Origin of the sequence: Methylomonas rivi (assembly GCF_024505165.1) — a bacterium.
In the GTDB taxonomy this organism is placed as follows: domain Bacteria; phylum Pseudomonadota; class Gammaproteobacteria; order Methylococcales; family Methylomonadaceae; genus Methylomonas; species Methylomonas rivi.
In genome coordinates this window covers 1-11,105 of record NZ_JANIBK010000133.1, presented here as the reverse complement: position 1 = coordinate 11,105, position 11,105 = coordinate 1, and the positions used below count along the sequence as shown (strand labels likewise).

Below are 11,105 nucleotides of genomic sequence, written 5' to 3'. Positions count from 1 at the left end.
CGACCGGCTGGTACGCGCCGGCCTGTGGACCGGCTGGTGCCCCACCCACATGATGAGCAGCGACGTTACCGGCGCCACGCTGGGCCTGATCGGCTTCGGACGCATTGCACAGGCCATGGCCCGCAAGGCGCATCACGGCTTCGGCATGAAAATAGTGTATGTAAAACCCTCGCCCGCCGACCCGGCGGTTGTCGACGAGCTGCAGGCCGTTCGCTGCGACACGGTTGAAGAATTGTTGCCGCAATGCGATTACGTGTCGCTGCATTGCCCCGGCGGCAAGGAAACCCGGCATTTGATGAATGCGGGCAGACTGGCTCTGATGAAACCCGGGGCACATCTGATCAATACCGCGCGCGGCGATGTGGTGGACAGTAAAGCCCTGATCGCGGCCTTGCGGGAAAAGCGGATTGCCGGTGCCGGCCTGGATGTGTACGAAGGCGAACCTCATATCGATCCCGGTTTTTTAAGTCTGGAGAATGTATCGCTTTTGCCGCATTTGGGCAGCGCGACTATCGCTACTCGAACCGCGATGGGGGAAAAAGTCTTGGCCAATTTGGCCGCTTATTTTGCCGGCGAGGTATTGCCGGATAGAGTGGTTTAGGCGGGTTTATTCAGCGCAAAGCAAGGCATTTAATTGGCTGGCATCCATTAAACAACGGCTGCCCGCCTTGCGCTGAATAATGTCGTACCGCTAAGCCTGCTGCGGCTTCCTGCGGTTTATGCCGATCAGGCCTAGCAATCCCGAGCCGAATAACCAGACTGCGGTCGGTACCGGCACCGCGCTGATATTTACCTTGTATGCGTAGGGCGTACCGAAAATATCGCCGTTTATGTCGTTACCGCCCAAATAGACGGTGTATTCCTGGCCGGCCTCGGCAAAAAACTCGACGAAACTGCTATCGCCGTGGGTCAAATAGGTCAAACCGCTACCGCCGAAAGGATTGTTGACCTTGGCGGGATTTTCGTTCACCCCGGAGATATAACCGGCGTTCCAAGGCGAGTGGTGATTGATTTCACCGGTGTGTATACCCTCGAACACGGTAATACCGTAATTAAGAATATCATCGGCCGCGTTCACCTTGGACACTTCGATTCTGACCTTGGTATCCACTTCGGATTTGATCAAACCGAAATCGGTGTTATGCGCCCAACCCCGGGTAAATGTCGGGTTTTGCGGATCGACTTGCCAAGATCCCCAGGCACCGTTTGCCGTATCCAGATCGACTACCGCGCCGTTGTACTCGCTGGCGGCATTAGCCGCCGATACTTCCAGAGTGTCGCCGCCATTATGAATCATGGCCGCCCAGTTCAAGCCGTGCTTGTCCGCAGTAAAACCCATCGGCAATGCGCCGCCCGGTGTACCCAACCAAGGAATCACCGTACCGCCGCCGTTGGAACCGCCCGTCGTCACCCAGCCGTCCGTACCGCTCCAGCTGGCGGTGTTATACATCACATGCGCGGATGCCGAACCGGCCGCGCCCAATGCCATTGCGGCGCCCGCCGCGGCCAATGCAATAGCCTTAACCAATTTTTTTTGTTGCATGAATACTCCTTATTACAAACGTTTAAAAATCAAACGAAGTGTTCAGCCTGTTTCCTTCGCGGCATCCCATCTTCACAACATATCAAGCAGTTCCCATGCCAAAAACCGGAATGTGGATTTACAAGAGTTTTCAATTACTTTTCAAACACTTACAAACACCGACACTGACAACCGACTGTGCCGCCCCCCCTATTCGGTTTATGGCTGCGGCAAACCGCTTAAATTCCTATAAAACCAAGTGAAATGACTCACCTTTTGCGATCATTCAATCTATGCCTTGAGCGGCTTGTTGCGCTGAACTCCCAACAAACCCACCACACCGCTGGCAAACAGCCAAATGGCCGCCGGCACCGGCACCACGGTGGCTTCCAACTCGCCCTTTACGCTGCTGTCGAAATAAAGATTCTCGGTTTGGCCGGCCGACAGTACGAAACCGAAGGATTTAAAGCCGAACACCTCGGCAAACAAATCGCCGTCCAGCGAGGCATGGGCCAAATCGAAGTTATCCAGGCTGAAATCTTCGTTGGAATAGCTGAACTGGACTTCCGCATCGGCGTTCTCGCCGGCAACCTGCGCGTTTATCGAGTAACTGAAATCGATACTGATGTCGAAAATATCGCTGACATCCAGCGAAATGTTTTCGAAAGAAATCAATAACTGGGAAAAGTAGTCGCTGACCGCCGCGCCCAGTTGAATACTGTCTTGCGCTTGCAGAGACACGTTATGCAATACGCCCAACCCGTTAAAGGCCTGGTAACTTGGCGCATGAGTACTGGAACCGCTTTCCCCGTAACTGCCGGACTCAAAAAGATCCGTAATCGACAAAAAACCCATATCCCCGTTGGCATTGCGGTTTGTCGCCGAAATCGTGTAAGCAAAATCGACATTACCGCTGTAATGACTGGACGCATGCGCGGATGGCGTTAAAGCCGGCGGCAGCAAAGCGGCCGCCGCCAAAAGCACTGATTTTCGATTCAACCTGTTCATTATGTTTCCTGATTTTCAAAAATATTGAGCGGAAGGCCATAACCCGTCTAGGTCCGGGTCATGGCCGGCTAATTGACCTGTCAAGGCGCCAAAAACGGCTCGACAGGGGCAGCCCTGCCGCTTGCACCCACGGCGGGCACCACTAAAACGCTTTCCTTGGCTAACCCCGCGGCCAATGGATGGCCGGATTGCACGAACTGGTCGTCGCCGTCGTGGCCGTTCGGCACGATCAACTCGGGATGGTCGAACGGCGCTTGCTCGTAACGCACCCTGTCATCGGTGAAGGTTTTCAGGAAGGCCAGCAGATCGGCGCGTTTTTGCGGATCGCTACTCATCGGCGTACGGGTCAAAAAGTCGCTTTGGTTACTGTTGTCGAAGTTGCCGCCACGAGCATAAAACTCGATGACTTGCTCCAAAGTCGCCATGCTGCCGTTGTGCATGTACGGGCCTGTCAATTCGATATTACGCAGGGTCGGGATCTTGAAAGCCGCTTTCGCGCCGATTGCCAACTTTTGATCGTTCGGATTATTGAACGCGGCAACCGCGGCTTCAACGGTCGGGATAAAGGCGTAAGCCGGATCCTGGCAATTCACGCTACGCAGGGCGATTTCAGCCGCGCCTTCCCGGCTGCCGTCCACTTGACGGTCCGCCGACAAGGTAAAAAAGGCCGGAAAGTTAAAATCGAAGCCCAAATCCCAGGCCAGCGGAGATAAAAATTGACAGCTGTGAATGTGTTTGACGGCCTGGTCCTTAACCTCGCTGTCGTTACCCATTAAATACTGAACGTATTGAGCACTGTAGGACAAGGGTTTGCCGAAATCGTCATGACCGCCCAGGCCGGGATCGGCATTCGGATCGCCGACGCCGGTATTGAAAAAGCCGAAATCGATCAGCTTTTGGCCACTGGGATTTCGAGTCACGTCCCGCATCACTACATTGGGCGTCTCGGTAATACCGGCATCCTTGGCCATATCGATCAAATTTTTACCCATGGCTTCCGGACCGAAGGCGCGCAAGCTATGCTCCGGGCCGAAAAAGGCATTGGGCGTTGGGGTGACTAACAGCGAATTGGAAACGATGGCATTGACCGTCATAACAGGACCGGCATGACAGATATTACAATGGCTTTCGGTGAACACTTCCATGCCGCGTCTTTCGGAATCCGTCAGGCTAACCGGCTTGTAGGTATCCGGATCGCGCACGGCGGTATCGATGGGCGCTTGGTCGGAAACTAGAGTGGACTCGTACATCTGAATCGCCAAACCGAAGAACATCGGAAAATTGGCTTCCATCTGCGTATAAGCCAGCCCGCCGACCGCCGGCGAACCGAAAGTGCCTCGGGTAGTATTCGACCAGAATTTCGAGGCGAAGGCGGCACGGATCATATCTTTGTAAGTGGTTTTCAGACCCGGTTTCTGACTGGCTTCGGTGCTGTTGGTCAGATTCAAGGTGCCGAACACGCTGTCGGTGTAATCTATTTTTTGGTATTGCAAAGGCGGACGCGCCAACAATTTGCGGCCGATGTCGGCAATGCTGCGGTTGGCGCAAGTCATCTCCAGCTGGCTCAGTGCGGTCGCCACCGCTTGGGAAGCCAATGCCGAATTCTCCAGATGCAAGGCTTGCTTTTGTACCGTGCGCCGGTTCACTTGCACCCAAACCCCGGCATTGGGATCGCGATCGCCCCAATTGTTGCTACCGTTGAAGACGTTGTTGCCGCGGCCGTCCCAGAAACTGCGATGGTTGAAAACGGCATTGATCACGCTGGGCGCGTTCCTGGGTTCCACACGCCGCGTGCCAACCGCGTTTACATTAAAGACAGGGTCGGCGCTACGCTGGCAATTGTCGTTGCTGCCGGTAAATTGCGACACGCCGGTGAACTGGCCGCTGAAAGTGCCCGACGACGCCACCGCATCGTCCGTGGCAAAAGTCCGGCCGCTGGCTTTATCGAACGGATTAGCGTAGCGCACCAGGGGGAAATCGTCCGCGCTCAAGGCGTGGTTGGGGCCGCCGTTACCGGAAGGCAATATGTCGAATTGATTGTCCGGATGCGGATTCAGCGTGCCGGGATTGATTTGGTTCTTGACCCGGTTATCGGCGCCGGCATGAAAATGGCACGACGCGCAGGCCATGCCGTCGCTGCCGACGTTGACATCCCAAAACAAGGCTTTACCCAGGGCAATGGCCATGTCTTTATTTACCACAATAGGATCGGCCCCGTCCGTCAGCCCGGGCACGGGAGGCGTGGGCACGCCGATCAACGGCACCGGCAAAGGGCCGTGCGCCAGCCCGGCCTGAGAAATAACGGCACAACAGGCCGATAAGAAAATGACGGATAATTTCATGATTTCACCCTGGTAAAAATAGTCCCGCTATCGTTGCGTTGCGCCGGTGCCGCCGGCTTTCATTGAAACTGCGGCCGCATCGTTCAGCCCATAGCCACTTTTTGACGTTAATTGCCGGTAATTTTACCGGCCTTCATCGCTCCGGCCACACACTGCGGCAAGCGCTTCAGCATATAACCGAACCCTGATCTAGCAAAATATAGGCCAGTCATATCCCGCCCCAAAAAACAACAACTTATAAAGTGTGGAAAATTGCCCGAGCCGATTTTTGCGTGATATGCCGCACTTTTATGAAAAAATACTGGATATGCCTCGCCGCATGGCCGGCAACGTTTGCAGTCCGGCCCGGCGGGCCGGCTAGGGAGAATTTAACCCGGACCGGCTATTCGACATCCGCCGAATAGCCGAACGTTTCGATATAAGGCGCCAACAAGTCGGCGACGGCGTCGAACTCCGCCGCGTAATGCCGCCAACGGCCGACCGAAGTCGCATACAAGGGTTTCGAAACCTGATCGAAGCTGGGGCTGGCAATAAATTTTTGCCCGGCCTGTTTATAAAATTCGCCGGCTTGGGCATGCCACTCCAGCGCCAAAAACTCGAACACCCGGCTGAACGTGGCTTGAAAATCCGCAATGCCGTCTTCATAACGAAACGTCATCACATCCAGGCTCAGCAGGGGTTGTATATGCAACCACCAGCGCATGGTTCCGGCATATAGCTCGGCCGTGGAGCGCCAGCCGAACAGATGCACGCTGGATACGGACGGCGCCATGACTTGCATGTAACAGCTCAGGCAAATATCGCGCGGGTCCCGCAACATGAAAACGACTTTGGCATCGGGAAACACCGCATTGATCAGGCCGATGTCGAACGTATTCATGGTGGTTTTATCGATAAACACCCGCCGCGCCGCACTGTCTCCATAGCGTTGTTCCACCAATTGCCAGTAGAACTCGCGCAATTGGCGGACGGCTTCCGGACCGGCCGCCCGCAATTGCGCGGTCACATTATCCTTAAGCGCGGACATCCGGTTCAGCTCATCCTTTATCGCTACTATCAGATCGGTTTCATCCGACACGAATACATCAGGGTGGGTAGCCAGAACTTCCTGGGCCAAGGTCGTACCGGAGCGGAAAAAACCGATCAAAAACACCGGCGCCCGCGTCTGTTTCAACCACTCCGCTCCGGCCCAGCGCCGCAATAATTCGGCATCGAAGCCGGCGGTGTAGTCGGCCAGTAAATCGTAGACGAACCCCGCCTCCTGTTTCCGCACTTCCGGCAACAACGGCGCCAGCGCGGCGGCGGCGTGCAGATGTTCGAATACCCGCGCGTAGTTGCGCTGCTTGTCGTGAATTTTGGCCAGCTCCTTATGGGCGCGAAACGCTTGCTCCTCGCCCGCCGCCATTTGTAAAACCCGCGTCAAGCGCGCGCCGGCCTCGTCGTAGAGCCCGGCCTTAGCCTCCAGCATGGCGTGCTGAAGATTCAAGACGGCATCGTTGGGTAGGCCGCGCAAGGCTTGTTGGCTGGCGGCGAGGGCCCGAGTATTATCGTTCAGCCGCGCATAGGTATGCGCCAGCAGCTGAAAGCCCCTGACGTCTTTTTTGATTTGCACTGCCTGTTTGATCAATGCCAGCGAAGCGGGGTAATCGTGCCAGTGTTGCAGCTGTTCGGCCAACAGTAATAATTGCCGGCTATCGCCGGTCTTGCGGCCGGATTTGACCAGTAGCGCCCCGGCCTTGCGCAGGTTATCCAAGCCCAGGCTGCGCTGCCGGGCCCAGCACAAAGCCTGCCCGTAACAGGCCAAGGCTTGGGCGTGTTTTGGGTTTTCCCGCACGGCTTTTTCGAACCAAACTACCGCCTCGGCCATGTTTCGCGCGTTGACGGCCGCTTGGCCGCGTTGTAAACAGGCGGACAGGGTATTGTTTGATTGAGTTTGGCTGACTGTATCCATAGAGAAGAACTTTTTCCTTGGGAGTGCGTTACCTATAACGCAACTATTCGGCGAGTGTTCGGTTGCGGCATTCCGCCTATTTGAGAGGCTGTCGTAAAAAGCCAACGGGTAGGCGGGAATACCGATGGGGCATAAGTAAATTCGCTGGCGCGATAGCGGAATCGGATGCTTGCCGGAAACGCCCGCCCTTGCCGCCGCCGGGCGGGTTTATTCCGGCCTACATTGGAGCCCCGCCCAGGCCTTCTAAAACATATAATTCCATTGCGCCGACAATGCGCCCTCGCGTTCCAGCTGAATACCGTTGACATCGTCCCGCAACGGTTGTATCCATTCCACGCCAAAGCTGTTGCCGGCCAGACTGCCGCCGGGAATGGTGACATTCAAACCCATGCCGATGTCCCAATATTTCCCGCCGTGGTTGGCCGGCGTATCCATGGTGCCGATAGGTACATGCGGGCGATCGTAGGCGCCGTGCAGCGAATCCTGGGTGGTATAGATACCCCGCACTGTGCCGCCCAGCCAATCCAGAAACCGGTAACTGCCCCAGGCGGTGGCCTGCAGCATGTCGCCCAGTCTATAACCCGATTCGTTGTGATCTTGCAAGCGCTTGACGCCTTGGATTTGCGCGCCCCAACCCCAGTCGTCGCGATGGCCGGTATACGTCAACGTGGGCGTGAAGTCCCAGGTGCCGCTGCCCAATTGCATGCCGTAGTGGATTAAGCCTATTTCGTAGGTATGGCTGGGACGTAAGTGAATATCGACATCGCCGGTCGGCGCGGACACGCCCAAGCCCAGATGCAGATGATGCAGTTTGTCGTCATAGAGCTTGACCAAAGCGGAAATATTGGTATCGCCGATACCGCCGGTCTGGTGTTCGTGGCCGGCATGCGTTGTGGCCGCACCTACCAGCGTTGTGTTAGACGGAGTAGTGGTGCCGTCAAGTTGCCGCATATTCATGCCCATATCCATGAAGGTCGGCATCAGCATCAGATTCAACCAATCGGTCGGCGCGTACATGACCATGAACATATGCATATGCATGGTCATGTCGCTGGGCGCGGCAAAACATTGCTCGTTCGCGCAATTGGGGTTATGCACGGCGTTATTCGAAATGATGGCGGAATCGGCAACCGGCTGGGCACCCTGCAATAAATTACCGGCCTGTTTACCGTACATGTATTGGTAACCGATCATCCAGTCGTCCGCCATATTCAGCATATGTCCGAACATCAGGCCGGCCGGCTGCGCCGGGCCGTGTTGATGATGGTGATGGTGGTGTCCGCCGCCGTTTTCAGCCAGACTGCGGCCGAGAGTGTCCAAATCGACTTTCAACGCCGCATTGGCGGAATAGGCGGAAAAATCGGCGTAACCACCCTCGCCGCCGCCCAGTCTCAAGCCGCCTTGATGGCTGTAATACTCGAAGCCCATTTCCAGATTCAAACCGCGGGCGAATTGCTTGTTTACAATCACGCCGCCGCTTAAGGCGCCATAGGCGGATAAGCGGTGATCGCTGGAAAAGTTAGGGTATTGTTGAATTAAAGCCCGGTAAGCCGCTACATTATTCGCATCCCCCGAACCTGCGGTTTTCAGCACCAGATAAGGATGGTAAAAATCCGCCGCGCTCTGGCTGTAATAGCGAATAGTGGGGGTAACCGTCAATCCCCAAGGCAGCGGCTGCACCCATTTACCTTCGAAAGTGTGGGCATTGATGCCCCAGTCATCGAAGAAATAGTTGTATTTCAGGTTCATCGCCGCATCCAGCGGCGCTATATGCTGCACATAGCGCAGATTCAGATTGACTTGATTGCGCTTGTTGGGCCGCTGTTCGGTAAACGCGGTAGTCGCAATGCCGCTTCCGGTGAGATTGCTGTAGACACCCGTGGTTGCATCGAATGAATCCGGAGCAACGAAAAACGCATAAGTAGCCTTGTACGGGTTTTCCATAAAGCCGCTGCTGTGGGTATAGCCCACCCCGGCCTCGGCGAGCGCGCTTTTGCTTAGCACTTGCGTCACACTCAGATTGGTGGCGATATCCTCGCGCTTGCCGTGCAAGATCGCATTGCCTCCTGACAAGCGGTCGCTAAATCTTTCAATATAGCCGTTATCGTCCTTGCCATTGAGTTCATAGCCTATAGCGCCAAGGTAGGGCAGCGAATCGTGGTCCAGCAAGGCCGACACCGTACTGTTGGTATAACTCTGGCTAAAATTCAGGGTCGTCAGTTTGCTATTGAAATCCAGCCGCCCGCCCCAATTGACGAAGCGGGATTCGTAATCGTTTTCCAGCGACAGACCACCGCCGACGTCCACCGCCGCCTCGTCCCATTCATAACCGAGTTTAAAGTCGCCCTGTTTACGGGTTTCCGGCGAAGCCATGGTCATGGTATGCGTCAATGGCTGCGGGCCGAAGCCGTATGCTTGGTTAAAGTCTGCATCCAAACCCTTATCTAAAACCGGGTTAAAATTTTGATCGAATACCGGAGTCAGAGACTGTATATACGGCGTGGCGCCGGTTATGGTATCGCCCAAACTAGGATCGGTATGTTTAACGCTACCGCCTCCCCCATAAGCCTTATTGCCGCCGAATCCGGCCGGCGCGGTAGCCACCGGCGTGGCGCCGGACCAAGTGTCTTCGCTGTAGTTGGCGGTAAATCGCCAACGGTCGCGCAGCAAGGTCTTGCCTTGCACATGAATGCTGTCAACCGTAATCGGTGCGAAGTTATTCGGTATTTTTTTCAGATCAAAACCAAATTCGCTGCTAGGTACGCGGGAATAAACATCTCGGGGGCTTTCCTCGTAATGCCCGTATTGAATACTGGCTTCGTCGTCGGCCGCCCGCGCGGGTTCCGTCAGTCCGGGCAGCAGCAAGGCCGCCGCGGTCAAAGCCTGCAAGGCCGGACTGATCCGGGTAGTGGCCAGCCTGTTAACCTCGGCGGCCCCGGCGCCTTTCATATAACCGGATGCCGTATTGGCCGGCATGGTTCGGCTCCGTAGCGGCACCGGACCCGCGGACGGCATTTTTATATTGCGCAACAGCGTTTCTATGGCCAAACTCAAGCGCGTCCTGTTAATAACAACCACAACCGCCCCCGCTGCCGGAACTGCTGCCTGTCGCCGCTTCCCGCGCGCCATACGCATGGCCGCGCAACTCGGTCTGCAAGGGATTCGGCTCCAAGGCCATTTGCGGCTTGGCCAAGGTACCCCGCTCCCACGGCGCCACCGCGCAGCCGCCGAGACATTGCAACGCCAGCGCCATCGAGACGGCGCTTACGGCTCGTTTGAACATAATCATGGACTTTCGTTGAGTAATTGTTTGACTTGTTCTTCCAGTTGAACCGCTTCACTTTCGCGGAAACCCAAATGCACGTAACGCACCACGCCTTTGCGGTCGATCAAATAGGTCGACGGCATGGCTTGGACGTCGAAAAGTTTGGCGCACTCGCTTTCGCCATCCCATGCCACTTTAAACGTCGCCGGCTGGCTGTTTAAAAAGCGTTCGGCGTCGGCCGAATTCTCGTCCACGTTAACCGCGACGATTTGCAGGCCTTTATCGGCCAAGCCCGCATGCAAGCGGTTCATAAAAGGAAAGGATTTGGCGCAGGGCCCGCACCACGACGCCCAAAAATCCACATAAACCACCTGCCCACGCGCGGCCCGGAAATCCGCTTTTTCATTATTAGCGGGCGAAGCGATGGCGCAGGCCGGCACGGCTTGGCCGACGTCGACGGCGGCGGCATCCGTCAAGCCTAGTACGATAAGCAACATTGCGAAACGCAGTTTGAACAAGCTCATGGGCATGGCAAAGTTTTAGTATTTTTAATGACTTACCCCCCCGCTTACCGTGGAAGGGTGCGCAAAGCCTTTAGGCCCGGACAAGAGCGACGACTATCATGGCGACGCTATCGTTCTTCCCGCTGCCGGCTTTTATAAATTCGCCATTATACGGGGATCGATTTTTATCGGAAACACAACACGGCATATAATTGACTGTAACCGTTACAACGACGGGTGAGCTTATCAAGTTCGGCAGGCCTGCCGACCTCGACTGTAGGTAGGGTTAACAATGCGTAACCCGGCCAATATCGCCTTTCAATTATCCTTCCCACGCTTCGCGCTCATCGTTATACACATCTCGAAGTAGGCCGGAATAAGCCTGTCCGCGCGTTAAGCGCAGGACAGGCGTTTCCGGCATTTATCGTTCCCACGTTCCACGCGGGAACGCAACCAGAACCGCGCTGCGGTTCTGGAGCCGGAACATCCCTCAGTGGGTTCCCACGCGGAGCGC

General features: G+C 55.8%; 8 protein-coding genes. 1 reads left to right on the top strand and 7 read right to left on the bottom strand.

Annotation, left to right across the window (positions count from 1 at the left end):
* Positions 1-601 (top strand): NAD(P)-dependent oxidoreductase (locus tag NP596_RS17165; protein WP_256616615.1); only part of this gene is annotated, 601 nt, incomplete at its 5' end.
* A 90-nt stretch (positions 602-691) separates the two neighbouring features.
* Here NP596_RS17165 and NP596_RS17160 read toward each other — a convergent pair.
* From NP596_RS17160 to NP596_RS17130, 7 genes are all read right to left on the bottom strand, one after another.
* Positions 692-1,543, bottom strand: coding sequence for a VPLPA-CTERM sorting domain-containing protein (locus NP596_RS17160; protein ID WP_256616614.1), 852 nt, complete (start codon positions 1,541-1,543; stop codon positions 692-694).
* Between the two features lie 270 nt (positions 1,544-1,813).
* Positions 1,814-2,530, bottom strand: a complete 717-nt coding sequence (locus tag NP596_RS17155; protein ID WP_256616613.1) for a hypothetical protein — start codon at positions 2,528-2,530, stop codon at positions 1,814-1,816.
* A gap of 80 nt (positions 2,531-2,610) precedes the next feature.
* Positions 2,611-4,872, bottom strand: coding sequence for a cytochrome-c peroxidase (locus tag NP596_RS17150; RefSeq protein WP_256616612.1), 2,262 nt, complete (start codon positions 4,870-4,872; stop codon positions 2,611-2,613).
* Positions 4,873-5,254: 382 nt separating this feature from the next.
* The gene (locus tag NP596_RS17145) at positions 5,255-6,823 is read right to left on the bottom strand and encodes a tetratricopeptide repeat-containing sulfotransferase family protein (protein WP_256616611.1); all 1,569 of its coding nucleotides are present in this window, start codon (positions 6,821-6,823) and stop codon (positions 5,255-5,257) included.
* Between the two features lie 243 nt (positions 6,824-7,066).
* Positions 7,067-9,799: a DUF3570 domain-containing protein gene (locus NP596_RS17140; protein ID WP_256616610.1), complete on the bottom strand. Its 2,733-nt coding sequence runs from the start codon at positions 9,797-9,799 to the stop codon at positions 7,067-7,069.
* Between the two features lie 88 nt (positions 9,800-9,887).
* The gene (locus tag NP596_RS17135; RefSeq protein ID WP_256616609.1) at positions 9,888-10,112 is read right to left on the bottom strand and encodes a DUF4266 domain-containing protein; all 225 of its coding nucleotides are present in this window, start codon (positions 10,110-10,112) and stop codon (positions 9,888-9,890) included.
* Positions 10,109-10,585 (bottom strand): TlpA family protein disulfide reductase, encoded by a 477-nt coding sequence (locus NP596_RS17130; protein WP_256616608.1) that lies wholly within the window; start codon positions 10,583-10,585, stop codon positions 10,109-10,111. The genes NP596_RS17135 and NP596_RS17130 overlap by 4 nt, the downstream gene beginning before the upstream one ends.
* Positions 10,586-11,105 lie beyond the last annotated feature (520 nt).

Coding starts and splice junctions, on each gene's coding strand:
- NP596_RS17160 (WP_256616614.1), bottom strand. CDS start 1,543: ATGCAACAAAAAAAATTGGTTAAGGCTATTGCATTGGCCGCGGCGGGC.
- NP596_RS17155 (WP_256616613.1), bottom strand. CDS start 2,530: ATGAACAGGTTGAATCGAAAATCAGTGCTTTTGGCGGCGGCCGCTTTG.
- NP596_RS17150 (WP_256616612.1), bottom strand. CDS start 4,872: ATGAAATTATCCGTCATTTTCTTATCGGCCTGTTGTGCCGTTATTTCT.
- NP596_RS17145 (WP_256616611.1), bottom strand. CDS start 6,823: ATGGATACAGTCAGCCAAACTCAATCAAACAATACCCTGTCCGCCTGT.
- NP596_RS17140 (WP_256616610.1), bottom strand. CDS start 9,799: ATGCCGGCCAATACGGCATCCGGTTATATGAAAGGCGCCGGGGCCGCC.
- NP596_RS17135 (WP_256616609.1), bottom strand. CDS start 10,112: ATGATTATGTTCAAACGAGCCGTAAGCGCCGTCTCGATGGCGCTGGCG.
- NP596_RS17130 (WP_256616608.1), bottom strand. CDS start 10,585: ATGTTGCTTATCGTACTAGGCTTGACGGATGCCGCCGCCGTCGACGTC.